15 protein-coding genes are annotated in these 15868 nt (G+C 71.2%); 2 read left to right on the top strand and 13 right to left on the bottom strand.

The features are described from left to right. Window positions 1-1239 (bottom strand): 3-dehydroquinate synthase II family protein, encoded by a 1239-nt coding sequence (locus IM697_RS30800; RefSeq protein ID WP_194039361.1) that lies wholly within the window; start codon window positions 1237-1239, stop codon window positions 1-3. Beyond that, a complete protein-coding gene (locus IM697_RS30805) occupies window positions 1236-2081 on the bottom strand; it encodes a 2-amino-3,7-dideoxy-D-threo-hept-6-ulosonate synthase (protein WP_194039362.1) in 846 nt (281 codons plus the stop codon). Before IM697_RS30805 ends, IM697_RS30800 begins: the two co-directional genes overlap by 4 nt. Window positions 2082-2500: 419 nt before the next feature. Here IM697_RS30805 and IM697_RS30810 point away from each other — a divergent pair, with 419 nt between their 5' ends. Beyond that, entirely contained in the window at window positions 2501-3868 is a 1368-nt protein-coding gene (locus IM697_RS30810; protein ID WP_194039363.1) for an MFS transporter, read from the top strand. A 34-nt stretch (window positions 3869-3902) separates the two neighbouring features. Here IM697_RS30810 and IM697_RS30815 read toward each other — a convergent pair whose 3' ends face one another. Beyond that, window positions 3903-4295: a nuclear transport factor 2 family protein gene (locus IM697_RS30815; protein ID WP_194039364.1), complete on the bottom strand. Its 393-nt coding sequence runs from the start codon at window positions 4293-4295 to the stop codon at window positions 3903-3905. 70 nt (window positions 4296-4365) lie between these two features. On the opposite strand from IM697_RS30815, the gene IM697_RS30820 reads away from it, so the two are divergent. Continuing rightward, window positions 4366-5241 (top strand): LysR family transcriptional regulator, encoded by an 876-nt coding sequence (locus tag IM697_RS30820; protein WP_194039365.1) that lies wholly within the window; start codon window positions 4366-4368, stop codon window positions 5239-5241. A gap of 68 nt (window positions 5242-5309) precedes the next feature. On the opposite strand, the gene IM697_RS30825 is transcribed toward IM697_RS30820, so the two are convergent. The 10 genes from IM697_RS30825 to IM697_RS30870 form a co-directional block, all read right to left on the bottom strand. After that, the gene (locus IM697_RS30825) at window positions 5310-5819 is read right to left on the bottom strand and encodes an O-acetyl-ADP-ribose deacetylase (protein WP_194039366.1); all 510 of its coding nucleotides are present in this window, start codon (window positions 5817-5819) and stop codon (window positions 5310-5312) included. Window positions 5820-5857: 38 nt separating this feature from the next. Then, entirely contained in the window at window positions 5858-7045 is a 1188-nt protein-coding gene (locus IM697_RS30830) for a cytochrome P450 (protein WP_194039367.1), read from the bottom strand. Window positions 7046-7082: 37 nt separating this feature from the next. Further along, window positions 7083-8471 (bottom strand): alkaline phosphatase family protein, encoded by a 1389-nt coding sequence (locus IM697_RS30835; RefSeq protein WP_194039368.1) that lies wholly within the window; start codon window positions 8469-8471, stop codon window positions 7083-7085. Further along, on the bottom strand, window positions 8468-9625 hold the full coding sequence (gene eboE / locus IM697_RS30840) for a metabolite traffic protein EboE (RefSeq protein ID WP_194039369.1): 1158 nt from the start codon (window positions 9623-9625) through the stop codon (window positions 8468-8470). The genes IM697_RS30835 and eboE overlap by 4 nt, the downstream gene beginning before the upstream one ends. 7 nt (window positions 9626-9632) lie before the next feature. Then, window positions 9633-10487, bottom strand: coding sequence for a TatD family hydrolase (locus tag IM697_RS30845; protein ID WP_194039370.1), 855 nt, complete (start codon window positions 10485-10487; stop codon window positions 9633-9635). A gap of 2 nt (window positions 10488-10489) precedes the next feature. Next, window positions 10490-11173 carry an EboA domain-containing protein gene (locus IM697_RS30850; protein ID WP_194039371.1) on the bottom strand — a complete coding sequence of 228 codons (684 nt, stop codon included), beginning with the start codon at window positions 11171-11173 and terminating at the stop codon, window positions 10490-10492. Between the two features lie 58 nt (window positions 11174-11231). After that, window positions 11232-12089, bottom strand: coding sequence for a sugar phosphate isomerase/epimerase family protein (locus tag IM697_RS30855; protein ID WP_194039372.1), 858 nt, complete (start codon window positions 12087-12089; stop codon window positions 11232-11234). A gap of 117 nt (window positions 12090-12206) precedes the next feature. Next, the gene (locus IM697_RS30860; RefSeq protein WP_194039373.1) at window positions 12207-13238 is read right to left on the bottom strand and encodes an SCO3242 family prenyltransferase; all 1032 of its coding nucleotides are present in this window, start codon (window positions 13236-13238) and stop codon (window positions 12207-12209) included. Between the two features lie 131 nt (window positions 13239-13369). Then, complete coding sequence (locus tag IM697_RS30865; protein WP_194049955.1) at window positions 13370-14782, bottom strand: phytoene desaturase family protein; 1413 nt, start codon at window positions 14780-14782, stop codon at window positions 13370-13372. A 193-nt stretch (window positions 14783-14975) separates the two neighbouring features. Then, window positions 14976-15824: an inositol monophosphatase family protein gene (locus IM697_RS30870; protein ID WP_194039374.1), complete on the bottom strand. Its 849-nt coding sequence runs from the start codon at window positions 15822-15824 to the stop codon at window positions 14976-14978. Window positions 15825-15868 lie beyond the last annotated feature (44 nt).

The following is a 15868-nucleotide window of genomic DNA, read 5'->3' on the forward strand; positions in this document are numbered from 1 at the left end:
TCAGACCTCCTTGCAGAACTCGCCGATGGGCAGACCCACATGGCGCTTGTCCGTGGCCAGGTAGCCGAGCAGCTCGTCACCCGTCTGCAGTTCGGTGACGTTGAGGACCTTGCCGCCGGGGCCGAGCACCCGTACGTGCCAGTCGTCCTGCACGGTCAGGCTGACCAGCCGTCCGTCCTCGGCGTGGGTACGGATCTCCAGCAGCGGCCGGGACTCCAGCTTGGCGCGGCCGACCACCACCCGCCGGGTGCGCCCGTCGGCACCGACCGCCAGCAGGGCGGTGCCGGAGCCGACCTCGCTGAGGTAGTTGGTGCGGTTGTCGGGGCCGAGCGTGTACGAGTGCAGGGCGCCGGCGTTGACCCGGAACGGCCGGGTCGGCATGTAGGGCAGCGGGTGGGTCTCGGAGCAGCACAGCACGAACCCGGAGGAGTAGGAACCGACGAGGATGCCCTCGTCCTCCTCGAAGTGCGAGCAGGTGTCCACACAGACCCGGTCGCCGAGCCCGACGTGCCGGATGCTCTCCACGGTCAGCGTGGACAGCTCCAGCTGGGGTGTGGTGGCCTGAAGCAGCCGGGCCAGCGCGAACACGTCGTCGGCGCTGCGGGGCGTGAACAGGATGCCGTCCGAGCCGCGCTCCAGCACGTCGAAGACGATCGCCGCCTCCTCCAGGCCGTCGACGACGGTCACCAGTTTGCCCTCGGCCGACTCGGCCGCGGCGAGCACGATCTCCAGTGGGATCTTGGTCGGGTCGGCGAAGTGGATGACGGTGTACGGCAGCGCCATGGCGCCCGTGCAGGACAGCTGCAGGGTGCGGTCGTCCCGTACGTCGATGAATCCGGCTACGGGTGTGCCGGTACCGGGCGTGCCGGTGCCGACGGCGCGGTTGCTCGCGGCGAGGGCGTCCAGCTCGTCCTGGGTGGTGAACGTCCGCAGCAGGACGTCGGCTCCGGGGCGGGACGCGGGGTTTCCGGTACCGGCCGCGGAACCGGCGGGCTCGGCCGGTGACTTGCCGTCGGCGGCGGGCTTCGCCGTCTTGCCGTCGGGCTTCTTCGCGGCGGCGACGGCAGCCCCGGCCGGGCCCCCGTCGGCCAGGACCCGGGTGACGGTCGGGGGCAGCGTCGCGAGCAACTCGGCGTCGGCGGAGAGCACGCCCGCCATCCGGGCATGGACGGCGGCGTCCACGACCGCCTGGATCTGCTGTCGGGGGACTTCACGGAGGTCGATCCATGCGAATCTCATGCGACACCTGCCACGATCGTCGAGTAGTCGGTGGGGGTTTGTGTGCTCTTGCCGGAGGCGCGGTCGGCGTCCGGGACGCTCCGAGCTCCGCGGTGCACGACGGCGGAGAGCCGAGACACCAGCGCACAGGGGGAGGGGGCCGAGAAGATCCGGCGGCCGATGGCCAGCCCCTGGCAGCCGGCATCCATCACCGCGGTGCCGTACGCGACGAGGTCGGAGCCGTCCGGCGGACCGCCGGCCGCGAGGATCGGGATGGGGCTGGCCGCCACGACCTCGGCCATCCGCTCCAGCGGCAGGGCGACGGAGGTCTTCACCATGTCCGCGCCCAGATCCGCGGCCACATTGGCCAGATGCGCGAGCAGGGCCGGGTCGCGCGGATCCGCGATCCGGGAGCCGCGAGGGTAGACCATCGCGATCAGCGGCATGCCCCACGCGTCGCAGGAACGCGCCACCGCCCCGAGATCGCTGATCTGCTGCGCCTCGGTGTCCGAGCCGATGTTGACGTGCACGCTCACCGCGTCCGCGCCGAGCCGCAGCGCCTCCTCGACATCGGCGACCAGCACCTTGGCGTGCACGTCGGCGGAGTGGGCGGTGCTGGCGCTCAGGTGCACCACCAGCGCGCAGCTCTTGAGGATGTCCGGAGCGAAAGCGCGGGCACGTCCCTTGTGGACGATGATCCCGTCGGCCCCGCCGTCCACCAGTGCGCGCACCAGGCCGTCCCACTGGTCGGCGGGGACGATCGGGCCGTCCGAAACGCTGTGGTCGAGCGGTACGAGGAGATGCCGGCCGTCTCCGGCCAGCGAAAGTCTTCTCAAGCGAAATAGCTTGCCGGTTTTCAGCATGGGTAACGCTCCGCCCCCATCCATAGTCATTGGTGCGCGTTCCTTCAATGTCCGAAAATCGACGGTCGTAGAAGTTTCAAGTTCCTCCGGGGCGTCAGCATTCCGCGCTTGATCAGCCGTTGGCAAGGGTGCGTCGGGAGGCAAATATTCATGCAATTGCGCGTATAAATATTGAAAGGAAGTTGACAGGTGGCGGGGGGTTGACGCCTTGGAGAGGTGCATATTGGGGTGCAGTTCCATGCATTAGGTAGATCTGTCCGAACTCGTAGCCGCATCGGGTGTTTCATTACTGATGACGCGTGCAAATAGCCGATCCCACTGTCCGGCTTTTCGAACGATGCGACTTCCTCGTCAATTTCTTGTCGAAATTGAATTCCCGGGTCTAGGGTGCCCTCCGTCCCCATCTGAATGGATTCCCCATGCCCGAATTGCCATCTGAGGCAGCACCCGTGATCGTTACGTCCCCAGGGCCGATCCCGGGGACCGCCGCCCGGCCCCAGGCATCGCGTGCCGCCGCCGCGAGCCTGGTCGGCACCACGATCGAGTACTACGACTTCGCCGTGTACGGCACAGCCAGCGCACTCGTCCTCGGCCCCGCCTTCTTCCCCTCCGGCAACGCCGCCGTCTCCTCCCTGGCCGCGTTCCTCACGTTCGCCGCGGCTTTCGTCGCCCGTCCCCTCGGCGTCGTGCTGTTCGGGACGATCGGCGACCGCCTGGGCCGCCGGCGCGCCCTGGTCGCCTCGCTCCTGCTGATGGGCGTCGCAACGGTCGGCGTAGGACTGCTCCCCACCTACGAGACCGCCGGACTCCTCGCCCCCGTCCTCCTGGTGACGCTCCGTCTGCTGCAGGGTGTGAGCATGGGTGGCGAGTGGGGCGGGGCGGTGCTGCTCGCCGCGGAGCACGCGCCGCCCGGACGCCGCGCGCTGTACGCGTCCATCCCGAACGTCGGCCCCTCGCTCGGCTTCCTGCTGTCCAGCGCGGTCATCCTGCCCACCCTGAACATCGCGGGCCGGGACGGCTTCACCGACTGGGCCTGGCGGATCCCGTTCCTGCTCAGCACCGTGCTCGTCGTGGCCGGCCTGTGGGTGCGTACGACGGTCTCCGAGTCACCGGTGTTCACGCCGCGGGCCGAGGCGCAGGCGCGGGCCCCGGAGAGGGCACCCGCACCGACGTCCCGCTTCCCGCTCGGTACGCTGCTCACCCGGCACCCCGGACGACTGCTGCTCGGCATCGGCGCCGCGCTGGGCGGCTCGGCCGTCTACTACCTGACGATCGTCTACAGCCTCTCGTACGGGCCGAAGGAACTCGGCATCCCGCAGAACACGATGCTGACCGCCGCGAGCGTCGGCGCGGCGGCCGGAATCGCCGTCACCCTCCCGGCCGCCAGGCTGGCCGACCGGATCGGCCGACGCCCGGTGATGCTGACCGGAGCCGTGGGCTGCGTCCTGTGGGCGGTGCCCATGTACGCCTCGCTGAGTTCCCGGGACCCCTGGGTGATCACCGGCGCCTACACGGTCGGACTCATGCTGCTCGCGCTGATGTTCTCCCCGGTCGCGGCCTTCCTCCCCGAACTCTTCCCGGCGCGGCTGCGCTACACCGGCGCCTCCGCGGCCTTCATCCTCGCCAACACCCTCGGCGGCGGCTTCGCCCCGCTGGTCGCCACCTGGCTGAACAGCCACTGGGACTCACCGCTCGTCCTCGGCTTCTACACCGGCGGACTCTGCCTGCTGAGCCTCCTGTGCCTGCTGGCCCTGCCGGAGACCCGGGACCAGGAGTTCGACGCCTGACGACCGAGTGCCAGCCAGCCAGCGTCGCTGGTGCTCATACCTCTGCGGACAACGAGCCCGCCGCGTTCTGCGCCTCGAATCCCGCCAGGAGTGCCCGGGGGTCGAAGGTCACCCGGATCCGGGTGACCTTCCCGTCTTCCACATGCATCCAGTTCGCCGTCGGGGTAGGTGGCGCAACGCTTGTGCACAGGTCGAACCAGGTGATCACTTCACCACCTTCCGCCACCCGCACCTTCACGTCGATCTTCTCCAGTACCCGGCCAAGCCCCTTCAGCCCAGCGAGCGCCTCGTCCACCCCCGACGCCGTTCCCAGCGCTCCGACGAAGTCGACATTCTCGGCCAGCACCCCCCGCAAGGCATCGAAGTCGCCCGCCTCCCAGGCGGTGAAGTAGGTCTCGGCAACCTCTCGCGCGGTCCTCGTCGTCATGCCTCCATCCTTGAATCTTCTGTTCCATCCGTCCAACAGATGGATCAGATGGCATCTATCATCACTGGATATGGAGATCCACCAGCTGCGCTACTTCGCCGCGATCGTGGACGAGGGCACCTTCACCGCTGCCGCCCATCGCCTGCACGTCAGCCAGTCCGGCATCAGCACCCAAGTGGCCAAGCTGGAGCTGGAGCTGGGCCAACAACTGCTCGACCGCTCCGGTCGCCAAATCCGCCTCACCCCGGCTGGCGAGGCCGTTCTCCCCCTTGCGAAAAGCGCCCTCGCCACGCTCGAGGCCATCAAGCACACCGCCGCCGAGTTCGCCGATGCCGTCCGCGGTCGGGTCCGTCTCGGCATGATCATGGGCTGCTCGATCCCGGCCTTCCTCGACACCATCGCCGTCCTCGGCCACACTCACCCCGGCATCGAGGTCAGCCTTCACGAGGGCTACTCCGATGATCTCCAGGCCCAGGTCCTCGCCGGCTCTCTCGACCTCGCCCTGATCGGCTACGCGAACGGCGTCACCCCTGGCCTGGAGGCGAGCATCGTCACCGACGAGCCGATCACCGCAGCCGTCCCTGCCGGGCACCCCCTCGACCGGCCGGAACTGCGCCTCGGCGACCTACGGGGCGAGAAGATTCTCTGCCTTTCCCCAGGCAGCGGCATCCGCGCCGCCTATGAGGACTCCTGCCGCAGGATCGGTCTCGGCCCACGCGTGGACATCGACGCCAGTTCTCCGGTCACCCTGCTCCGCCTCGCTGAGCGCGGCGCGGGCGTTGCCGTGCTCAGCGCCTCCTCCACGCAAGGCACCAGCCTGCAGACCATCCCGCTCACCGACGCCACCACGCACGCCCGGCTCGGACTCATCATCCGCCGAGGTCAGCACTCCCCAGCCGTGCAACTCCTGCGAACCAGGCTCCTCGCCGCGCTGCAAGCCGGCTAGGCACGCCTCGGCGTGCAGAGAGATCGGGGAACCGCCCGGCACCTGGCCACCGACAGCCACCGTGTCCGTCAGCCGAGTCGCCGGGCGAACGCCTCGTACGCCCGGTCGTCGAAGAGAACGAAGCGCACCTCTTCGACGGCGGTCGGCGTGTTCCGTACCGTCTCCAGCGCGATACGTGCCGCATCCTCCATCGGCCACCGGTAGACGCCGGTGGAGATCGCCGGGAACGCCACCGTACGGGCACCCAGCTCATCGGCCACACGGAGCGACTCCCGGTAGCAGGAGGCCAGCAGGTCCGAGCGGTCCTCGGAGGCCGACCAGACCGGGCCCACCGTATGGATCACCCACCGCGCGTCCAGTTCTCCGGCCGTCGTGGCGACCGCCTGTCCCGTCGGCAGGCCCTTGCCGTACCGAGAGGCGCGCAGTTCGCGGCATTCGGCGAGGATCGCGGGGCCGCCTCGGCGGTGGATGGCACCGTCGACTCCTCCCCCGCCGAGGAGGGAGGAGTTCGCGGCGTTGACGATCGCGTCGGCGGACTCTCGCGTGATGTCGCCCTGGACGAGCCTGATGGTGGTCATGACTGCCTCTATAACAGGGCAGTGCGACCACCGCAGGTTCACCGCCAGGCGACCGGCAGCGAGCGCACCCCGTGGACGGTGCTGGCCGACAGGGCGAGCGAGTCGGGCGAGGCCGTCATCCGCAGGGCCGGGAGCCGGCGGAACAGGGTGGACAGGCCCAGACGGAGTTCGGCGCGGGCCAGCGACTGGCCGAGGCACTGGTGCAGGCCGTGGCCGAAGGCCAGATGGCCGGACGCGTCGCGGTGGACGTCGAGCGAGTCGGGGCCGGAGTACGTCGACGGGTCCCGGTTGGCGGCCTGGAGTGCCACGACCACGCCCTCGCCGGCGCGGATGCGGACGCCGGACAGGTCGACGTCCTCCGTGGCGACCCGCCGTATCCCGGAGTGGATGACGGTCAGGTGGCGCAGGAGTTCCTCCACCGCCCCGGGCCACAGGGAGTCGTCGGCGCGCAGGGCGTCCAGCTGGGACGGGTTGTGCAGCAGGGCGATCACGGCCAGCGGGAACATGTTCGCCGTCGTCTCGTGGCCGGCCAGCAGGAGCAGGGAGACCATGCCCGTGGCCTCGTCGAGGGTGGCCTCGCCGGTCGCCACGCGCTCCGTGGCCAGCCGGGAGATCAGGTCGTCGGCGGGGTCCTGCGCGCGCCGCTCGATGAGGGCGCGCAGATAGCCGTAGAGCGCCATGCGGGCGGCCATGGCCTCCGCCGGGTCGCCCGCGACGCTGGTCAGGGCGTTGGACTTCTCGCGGAAGAAGCCGTGGTCCTCGTAGGGGACGCCGAGCAGTTCGCAGATGGCCAGGGTGGGCAGCGGCAGGGCGTAGGACGGCACCAGGTCCGCTTCCGTGGTGCCGTCCGCCGTCATCGTGTCCAGCAGGTCGTCGCAGATCCGCTGGATCGCGCCCTCCATCTGCTCGATGCGCCGGAAGGTGAAGTCGGGGATCAGCATGCGGCGCAGCCGGGTGTGGTCCGGCGGGTCCATCTGGTGGAAGAGGCCGGGGGCCTGTGGGGGCGCGCCGGGGCGGGTGTGCGGGAAGGCCGGGTGGTTGGCGTCGGCGCTGAAGCGGGGGTCGGCGAGGACGGTGCGGGCGTCCTCGTACCCGGTGATCAGCCAGGGGCTGTTGTCGCCCCAGATCGTCACCCGGCGGACGGGCTCCTCGGACCGCCACTTGGCGTATTCGGGGGCCGGGTCGAGCAGGGGGCGAATGGTGGGCAGGGGCGGGTGCGTCGTCATTTCCACGGTCCTTGTTTCTGCGTTATGTCCACGGTCCCTATTTCCGCGTTCCTTCGGTGTGCAGGCCCGCGAGGCCCAGGAGCAGGGACTTGACCTCGGTGGCGGCGTATGCCTGCCTCGCCCGGTCCGGCTCCGAGCACAGGAGTACGGGGCCGTGGTCGGGGTCGGCGGGCAGCCGGCCGTGGCTGCCGCGGATGCCGGACGGGTCGAGGGGGACCGTCTTGAGGCGGTAGCGGAAGCCGAGTTTCTTGCGGGCGACCTGGCCGACGGCGCGCAGTTTCACCGCGGGGACCGTGTCGTCGTAGAGCAGCTCGGCGGGGTCGTAGCCGGGCTTGCGGTGGATCTCGACCTGGCGGGCGAAGTCGGGGGCGCGGTCGTCGTCCAGCCAGTAGTAGTACGTGAACCAGGCGTCGGGGTCGGCGAGTGCGACGAGTTCGCCGGAGCGCTCGTGGTCCAGGCCGTGGGCCGCCTTGCCGTCGGCGTCCAGCACACGCTCCACGCCGTCGAGTTCGGCGACGGTCTTCGCGACCGCCTCGGTGTCGGCCGGGTCGCGGACGTAGACGTGGGCGATCTGGTGGTCGGCGACCGCGAAGGCGCGCGAGGTCCACGGGTCGAGGTACTCCATGCCGTCCTGCGTGTACACCTCCAGCAGGCCCGCCCGGCGCAGGGCGCGGTTGATGTCGACGGGGCGGGAGGCGGGGGCGATGCCGTACTCGCTGAGCGCCACGACCGTCGCGCCCTCGCGCAGGAAGTGGTCGATCAACGGGCGCAGGGCGTCGTCGAGTTGGCGGGCGGCGCGGATGGTCTCGGGTGAGTCGGGCCCGGTGCGCTGGGGCTCGTAGTCCATCTGCGGGATGTAGACGAGCGTGAGGTCGGGCTGCTTCTCGTCGAAGACCTGGCGGGCCGCGCCCAGGATCCACTGGGTGGAGGGCATGCCGGCGTTCGGGCCCCAGTAGGTGAAGAGGGGGAAGGGGCCCAGGCGGTCGGTGAGTTCGTCGTGCAGGGACGGCGGCCAGGTGTAGCAGTCGGGTTCCTTGCGGCCGTCGGAGTAGTAGACGGGGCGCGGGGTGACGGTCCAGTCGACGTCGGCGCCCATCGCGTACCACCAGCAGATGTTGGCGACCTTGTAGTCGGGGTTCGCCTTGCGGGCCGTCGACCAGATCTTCTCGCCGCCGACGAGGGCGTTGTGCTGACGCCAGAGGAAGACTTCGCCGAGGTCGCGGAAGTACCAGCCGTTGGCCACCGCGCCGTGTGTGGAGGGGGGTTCGCCGGTGAGGAGGGTGGACTGGACGGTGCAGGTGACGGCGGGGAGCACGGTGTCGAGCCGGGCTTTGAAGCCGCGGTCGCCGAGGGCGGCGACGGCCGGCATGTGCTTCAGGAGCTTCGGGGTCAGGCCGACGATGTCGAGTACGACCACGCGGGTCATGAGGGGTCCTCCTTGAGGCCGAGGCCGGTCAGCCGGTCGCGGGCCCAGGCGAGTTCGGCGGCGATGCCGCCGGGCAGGTCGGTGGGGGGTTCGGGGAGGACGGACCAGGTGTAGGTCTCGACCTCGATGTGGTCGCAGTGGGCCGCCGGGCCGCCCAGCAGCCCGGCGAGGACCTGGTCGAGCTGGTCGGCGGTGGTCCGCAGCGGGGGCTCGGGCTCGGTGTGCAGCGGGGCGTGGAAGTGGACGCGCCAGGGCCCGGTGTCGTCGGGCAGGTCGCCGTCCAGGGCCTGCGGGAGGTCGTCGACACCGACTACGTCACCGTCGGTCACGGTGCGGGTCTGGTGCAGGAACCGGGGTTCGGCGAGCCGTCGCAGGGCCGCGCGGGCGGCGGGGTCGGCCGGGCGGGCGGCCTCCACGGCGCAGGACGCCTGGAGCTTGACCACGGGCAGCCCGGCCTCGCCGAGCCGGCGCAGCGCCTCGGCCGGGTTCTCGAACTGGACCGCCAGATGGCAGGCGTCGAGGCAGATGCCGAGCCGGTCGGGGTCCAGTCCGCCCAGCTCCCGTACCGCCTGAGTGGTGTTCTCGACGACGCACCCGGGTTCCGGTTCGAAGCCGACGCGGATACGGCGGCCCGTCCACGACTCCAGCGCGGCGAGCCCGTTGGTGAGCCGGTCCAGGGCGTGGCGGGCCTCCTCGGAGCAGGCGCGGTGCCACGGGGTGCGCCAGGCGAGCGGCAGGGTGGACACGCTGCCGTGGGCGACGTCGTCCGGGAGGAGGGCGGCGAGGACGCGGGCGCAGTCCAGGGTGTACTTCAGCCGGGCCTCGTCGGCCCAGTCGGGCTCGTAGACGTCCTTCTTGACGACCTCGCGGTGGAATCCGGCGTACGGGAAGGCGTTGAGGGTGACGGTCTCCAGAGCACGCGCCCGCAACTCGCTCTTCAGTCGCGCCAACGCCGCGGCGTCCTCGGCGAGTTCGGTGACGACGGGGCGGGCCAGCCACAGCCCGATGCCGAGCCGGTCGGCACCGAGCCGCTCGCGCACGGGCTCCGCGTACTCGGCGAGCTGGGCGATCACGCCCGCCAGGTCCTCCGCCTGGTGGACGTTGCTGCAGTAGCCGAGGTGGACGGTGCTGCCGTCCGGGTGCTGAAAGCGCATGGGATGCTCACGCTCCCCCGCGACGTATGGAGTTGCCCTGGAAGGTGGCCTCCTCGTCCGGCTTGGGTTCCTCCAGCTCCAGCCGTCCGCTCTGGCCGTAGAAGGCGACGGGGTTGCGCCACAGCACCTTGTCGACGTCGTCCTCGTCGAACCCGGCGGCGAGCATGGCGTCAGCGGTCCTACGGGTCTTGAGCGGATCCGAACGCCCCCAGTCGGCGGCCGAGTTGACCAGCACCCGCTCGGTCCCGTGCTCCTTGAGGATCTCGACCATCCGGTCCTCGCTCATCTTGGTCTTCGGGTAGATCGAGAACCCGGCCCAGCAGCCGCTGTCGAGGACCAAGCCGACGGTGAGCTCGTTGAGGTGGTCGAGGACGACGAGTTCGGGGGCGATGCCCGATTCCCGCACCACCTCCAGGGTGCGGCGGGTGCCGGCCGCCTTGTCGCGGTGCGGGGTGTGCACCAGGGCGGGCAGTTCGTGCTGGACGGCGAGCTGGAGCTGGCGGGCGAGCGCCTCGTCCTCCTGAGGGGTCATCGAGTCGTAGCCGATCTCACCGACGGCGACGACCCGGTCCTTGGCGAGGTAGCGGTCCAGTTCGTCGAGGACCGGGAGGCACCGCGGGTCGTTCGCCTCCTTGGGGTTGAGGGCGATGGTGCAGAAGTGCTGGATGCCGAACTGGGCGGCGCGGTACGGCTCCCAGCCCAGCAGCCCGTCGAAGTAGTCGTAGAAGCTCTCCGGCGAGGTGCGGGGCTGGCCCAGCCAGAAGGCGGGCTCGACGACGGCGCGCACCCCGGCCGCGTACATCGCCTCGTAGTCGTCGGTCGTCCGGGAGGTCATGTGGATGTGGGGGTCGAAGATGCGCACGGTCAGCCCTCTTCCTTGAGTACGTCCGTGAGTGCGGGCTCGATTTCGGCGGCGATGGCGTCCGGGAAGGCGCGGACGAGGGGGCGGATGTCCCGGGGTACGTCCCGTCCGGCGACGATCCGCTCGTGGGCGAAGTCGGCGAGCATCCGGGCCAGTTCACGGTCGGCGCGGGTGTCGAGGCCGGCCACGCGGTCGAGCGGGATCTCGCAGAAGACGCACTTCAGTACGGCCTGCCGGTACTCGGCGTCCGGCAGGTGTGCGGCGGCGTAGGGGCCGAGGGCGGCCTCGATCAGGGTGGTGTCGTTGCCGCGCAGGGTCTCCCGGACCAGGGGCAGGGCGAGGTCGCCGAGGTCGAGCAGCGGCAGGGTGCGCAGGACGGCGCGCTGTTCGGCCGGGTCGCCGTGCCGGTGGAGGCGGGCGACCTCGTCGGCGAGGGCCCGGCCGCGCAGGGGCAGGGCGGTGAGCAGGACGGCGCGGGCGGCCTCGTCGACGCTCCAGTGCTCGGTGAGCCGGTCGTGTCCGCAGCGCCTTCGGGCGGCGGGGAAGAGCCGTCGTACGGTGGACGGTTCGGCGGCGACCTCGGCGGCGCTCTCGTCCAGCCAGGCGCGGGCCGTGGGGTCCAGTGCGGCGTTCAGGGCGGGTCGGGGGTCCGGTGGGGCGGAGGGGGAGGCGCTCGTGACAGCCATGGGGGGGAACAACTTCCGAAGAGGCGGAGAGGGGGGAGGAGCTGAGCTGGACGGTGTCCTACGCGGCGGCGGTCCGTTCGGCCGCGCGCAGGAATTCGATGGAGCGGCGGGCGACCTCGGGGGCGTCGAGTGAGCCGCCCTGGATCTCCACGGAGACCAGGCCGCGGTGCCCGAGGTCGCGCAGGGCGGCCAGCACGGGCGGGAAGTCGATCTCGCCGGCGCCGAATTCGAGGTGCTGGTGGACGCCGCGCCGCATGTCCTCGATCTGCACGTTGCGCAGCAGCCCAGCCGCCTGCCGCACACAGTCGAGGACGGACCGTTCTTCCACGCAGTGCGCGTGGCCGACGTCCAGGGTGACCCCGAACAGCTCGTGCCCGTCGACCAGTCGGGCGAGCCGCAGGCACCGCTCCACGGTGTCGACGAACATGTACGGCTCGGGCTCGAAGGCCAGCGCGACCCCGTGCTCCCCGGCGGTCTCCAACACGGCCTCGACACCTGCCGCGAGCCGCTTCCACGCGTCCTGCTCCGGCAGCCCGTCCGGCGCCGGACCGCTGCACAGATGGACGGTCGGCGAGCCGAGGTCGGCCGCGATGCGCAGGGCGCGGCGCAGCAGGTCCACCCTGCGCTCGAAGCCGTCCGACATCAGCGTGGGCAGATGCTTGCCCCAAGGGTCGAGGAAGTAGGGCGCGCCGGTCTCCACCGTGACGTCCAGCCCGTGCCGGGCGAGCTGCCGGGCCAGGGCGGTGACACGACGGGGCAGGTCGTCGGCGTACGGGTCGAGATGGTTGTGGTCGAGCGTGAGGGCGACGCCGTCGTAGCCGAGGTCGGCGAGGACGGCGAGGACGTCGCTCAGCCGGTGGTGGGCGAACCCGTTGGTGCCGTAGCCGAGTTTCAACGGGGTGGGGGGAGGTCTCATGATGCCGGTTCCTCACACGGAGGTGGGTGGTCAGGGCGTGTGTCGAATGTCCCGTCGTCCGCGCGCAACGCGGGCGCACCGGACGCCGGGGCGCAGGCGGGACATTCGACACACGCCCTAGGTGGGGGATATGCGCCGGGCCAGCCGTCGCGCGAGGGGGTGCACGACGCCGAGCGCCGCGGCGACGGTCGGTGCCCCGCCGCGCGCGGTGAGCGCCGCCTGAAGAGGCATCAGCCCGAGAATCCCGGCCCCGACGGCCCGCCGGAGGTTCTCCCCCGAGGGCTTGCGGACGGCACGGACTTGGGCGGTGCCGTAGGTTCCGAGGTAGGCGAGAGCACCGGCGGCGGCCAACGGTTTCCTGGAACGAACGGCGCCCGCAACGCCCTTAAGGGGCGCGGGGAACTGCGCGACCAGCCCGGACGGCGCAGCAGACGACCAACGACCCTTCGCGGCACTTCCTACGTCGTCTCGCCCCACCGGAACAGCCGTGGCGACTGCCGTAGCCACCGACACGGCCAAAGTCGCCGCAGGCACCCGCACCGCCGCCCCGGAGATCTCATGCCTGCTGAGCGCCATCAACGTACCGGTATGCACACCGACCAGCCCCGCGGGCACAGCGGCCCGACGAAGCGCGGCACCGACCGATCCGGCGCCGGTCCCGGCCACCACCGCTCCGGCCACGACGTCCAGAACCCGCGCCCCCGCCATGGCGAAACCACCCGCCGGCGTGGACTTGAGCTTCAGGTCATACGCCCAGACCAGCCCGGCCAGGGGAACCGCCACCGACACACTGCGGCGCCCACCCGACACAGCGGCAAGACCGAGCCCCGCCGCGGTCAGCCCCCCGGCCACGGCAAGCGCGGTGCGGCGCGGGACTCGCCCCGACGGCACCGGCCGGTCCGGTCTCTCGACGGCGTCGACCGTGGCGTCGGCGTAGTCGTTGAGGGCCATACCGGCCCAGTAGAGGCAGACGGAGGAACCGATCACTCCGAGGGTACGGGCGTTCAGCGGACGTCCGGCGGTGGCCGCTCCCGCGATCACGTCACCGGGGACACTCAGCGCGGCCGGTGCTCTGACGAGCAGGGCGAGGTCGGAGAGGCGCACGGCAGACCGGGATCCGAAGCGGGCAACCGCTTTCCGATCTTTCATGGCCGCACCTTACTCGCGGCCGTTGACCATTCAGGTACCTACCCCCCGGTAAGACGAGTGACAAAGTAGACACGGTCTTCTTCTTACCGAGCGAGCCGAACTGACGGTAAACGTGGGTCGTTTGGGCAGCCTCACTGCTCCTGTCGCAGTCGCCGCCACACCGCCTTGGCCGCGTTGTGCCCCGACATGCCGTGCACGCCCGGTCCGGGCGGGGTCGCCGACGAGCAGATGTAGACGGCCGGGTGCGGGGTGGTGTACGGGAACAGCGAGAGCTTGGGGCGCAGCAGGAGTTGGAGCCCGGATACGGCCCCGGAGGCGATGTCCCCGCCGACGTAGTTGGCGTTGCGCACGGCGAGTTCGGCCGGCCCGGCCGTCGCGCGGGCGAGGACGCGGTCGCGGAACCCCGGGGCGAAGCGCTCCAGTTGGCGCTCGATGGCGTCCGTGAGGTCCCCGGTCCAGCCGTTGGGCACATGGCCGTAGGCCCAGAAGACGTGCTTGCCCTCGGGGGCCCGCCCCGGGTCGGCGACACTGGGCTGCACCGTGATCATGAACGGCTTGTCGGGTGCCCGGCCCTCCCGGGACGCGGCACGCAGTGCGGCGCCGATCTCGGCGCTGTCCCCGCCGATCTGCACGGTGCCGGCCCGCCGGGCCTCGGGCGCGGTCCACGGCACCGGGCCGTCCAGCGCGTAGTCGATCTTGAAGACGCCGGGGCCGTAGCGATAGCCCTCGTAGTAGTTGCCGAGGCCGGCGATACGGGCCAGGGCGGTGGGTGAGGTGTCGAAGACGTACGCGCGCGCGGGCGGCAGGTCGTCGAGGCGCTTGACCTCGTAGTCGGTGTGGACCGTGCCGCCGAGGTCCTTCAGATACGCGGTGAGGGCGTCCGAGACGGACTGGGAGCCGCCGCGGGCCACGGGCCAGCCGCGGGCGTGTGCGGCGAGGGCGAAGACCAGGCCGATGGCGCCGGTGGCGAAGCCGCCGAGCGGGGCCATGACGTGCGCGACGAGGCCGGAGAACAGGGTCCTGGCCCGCTCGTCCCGGAACCGCCGCATCAGCCAGGTGGCCGGGGGCAGCCCGACCAGGCCGAACCGGGCGAGGGTGACCGGGTCCCGGGGAAGCGCGGTCAGGGGCAGGGACATGAAGTCCCGGGCGAGGGTGTCCCACCTGGCCAGGAACGGCTCGACCAGCTTGCGGTACGGACCCGCGTCGCGCGGGCCGAAGGAGGCGGCGGTCTCGGCGATGGAGCGGGCCAGCACGGCGGCGGTGCCGTCGGTGAACGGGTGCGCCATCGGCAGCTCGGCGTGCAGCCACTCCAGGCCGTAGCGGTCCAGGGGCATGGCCCGGAATGCGGGTGAGTTGATGCCGAGGGGGTGGGCGGCGGAGCACGGGTCGTGCCGGAAGCCGGGGAGGGTCAGCTCCTCCGTGCGGGCGCCCCCGCCGATGGTGCTCTGTGCCTCGAACACGGCCACGGAGAAGCCGCGGCGGGCCAGCTCCACGGCGGCCGTCAGTCCGTTCGGCCCCGCTCCCACCACGACCGCATCGAGCATCGACGGCACGTTCGGACTCCTTCGTCAGCCGATGGCCACTGAAGGATCAGGATATGCCGGGGCACTGACAGCCGGTCGTTCGCCCAAGGGCTCGATCCGGTCCGTTGTGTCGCGGCTGCGGGAGCGTGGGGGCTCGTCGCGCCCGCGCGGCGGTAGCCGCACATGCAACACAGCCCCGCGCCCCTTTAGGGCGTCAGCCGACCCCTTGCTGCAAGAGTCCCGCCACCTGCCTGACCGTCGCTACGTCCCGCGCCGCCGTGAACGGCAGAGCGTTACCCCCGGTGATCCGGAACGGCTCCCCCGCACGAGTCAGGTGCGCACCCCCCGCCTCCTCGACCAGCAGGATGCCCGCCGCATGATCCCACGCGGCCTCCCAGCTGAACGCGGTCGCGTCCAGCTCCCCCCGCGCGACGGCCAGATACTCCAGCCCCGCCGAGCCGCACGAGCGCGGCGCGATGCCGTCGGTCCACAGGCCGAGCAGCCCGCGCTTCTGCTCGTCGGTCGTGTAGTCCGGATGCGACGTGGCGACCTCGAGGTCGCGGCCGGGCTCGGGTGCGCCCGAGCGCAGGCGCTCGCCGTCGAGGAAGGCGCCCCGGCCCCGGACCGCCGTGGCCAGTTGGTCGCGGGCGGGGGCGTAGGTCCAGGAGGCGAGCAGGACGCCGCGCCGCGCGAGCGCGACCAGCGTGCAGAAGCCGTCGTCGCCGTGCACGAACTGGCGGGTGCCGTCGACGGGGTCGACGATCCACACCGGGGCGTCGCCCTGCAGCGCGTCGTACGACGCCGGATCCGCGTGCACCGCCTCCTCGCCGACCACGACCGAGCCGGGCAGCAGGGCGCCCAGTGCCTCGGTGAGGTACTGCTCGGCGAGCCGGTCGGCGTCCGTCACCAGATCGTGCGGTCCCGCCTTCTGGTCGACCTCGTGCTCGGCGAGCTGCCGGAAGCGGGGCATGATCTCGGCCGCGGCCGCCTTGCGGACCGCTTCCTCCACGTCGACCGAGTGCTGTGCGAGAAACTCTTCGATGGTTTCGTTGTTTTCGATCACGTGTCAATAAGAACACGGCCCACTGACAATCCCCGCCCGCTCGG

Source organism: Streptomyces ferrugineus (genome assembly GCF_015160855.1).
In the GTDB taxonomy this organism is placed as follows: domain Bacteria; phylum Actinomycetota; class Actinomycetes; order Streptomycetales; family Streptomycetaceae; genus Streptomyces; species Streptomyces ferrugineus.

What these genes read in the sequence shown, in the direction of transcription:
- IM697_RS30860 (WP_194039373.1), bottom strand. Translation starts at nt 13,238, where the DNA reads ATGAAAGATCGGAAAGCGGTTGCCCGCTTCGGATCCCGGTCTGCCGTG.
- IM697_RS30805 (WP_194039362.1), bottom strand. Translation starts at nt 2,081, where the DNA reads ATGCTGAAAACCGGCAAGCTATTTCGCTTGAGAAGACTTTCGCTGGCC.
- IM697_RS30820 (WP_194039365.1), top strand. Translation starts at nt 4,366, where the DNA reads ATGGAGATCCACCAGCTGCGCTACTTCGCCGCGATCGTGGACGAGGGC.
- IM697_RS30850 (WP_194039371.1), bottom strand. Translation starts at nt 11,173, where the DNA reads ATGGCTGTCACGAGCGCCTCCCCCTCCGCCCCACCGGACCCCCGACCC.
- IM697_RS30800 (WP_194039361.1), bottom strand. Translation starts at nt 1,239, where the DNA reads ATGAGATTCGCATGGATCGACCTCCGTGAAGTCCCCCGACAGCAGATC.
- IM697_RS30830 (WP_194039367.1), bottom strand. Translation starts at nt 7,045, where the DNA reads ATGACGACGCACCCGCCCCTGCCCACCATTCGCCCCCTGCTCGACCCG.
- IM697_RS30815 (WP_194039364.1), bottom strand. Translation starts at nt 4,295, where the DNA reads ATGACGACGAGGACCGCGCGAGAGGTTGCCGAGACCTACTTCACCGCC.
- IM697_RS30865 (WP_194049955.1), bottom strand. Translation starts at nt 14,782, where the DNA reads ATGCTCGATGCGGTCGTGGTGGGAGCGGGGCCGAACGGACTGACGGCC.
- IM697_RS30810 (WP_194039363.1), top strand. Translation starts at nt 2,501, where the DNA reads ATGCCCGAATTGCCATCTGAGGCAGCACCCGTGATCGTTACGTCCCCA.
- IM697_RS30855 (WP_194039372.1), bottom strand. Translation starts at nt 12,089, where the DNA reads ATGAGACCTCCCCCCACCCCGTTGAAACTCGGCTACGGCACCAACGGG.
- IM697_RS30835 (WP_194039368.1), bottom strand. Translation starts at nt 8,471, where the DNA reads ATGACCCGCGTGGTCGTACTCGACATCGTCGGCCTGACCCCGAAGCTC.
- IM697_RS30825 (WP_194039366.1), bottom strand. Translation starts at nt 5,819, where the DNA reads ATGACCACCATCAGGCTCGTCCAGGGCGACATCACGCGAGAGTCCGCC.
- eboE (WP_194039369.1), bottom strand. Translation starts at nt 9,625, where the DNA reads ATGCGCTTTCAGCACCCGGACGGCAGCACCGTCCACCTCGGCTACTGC.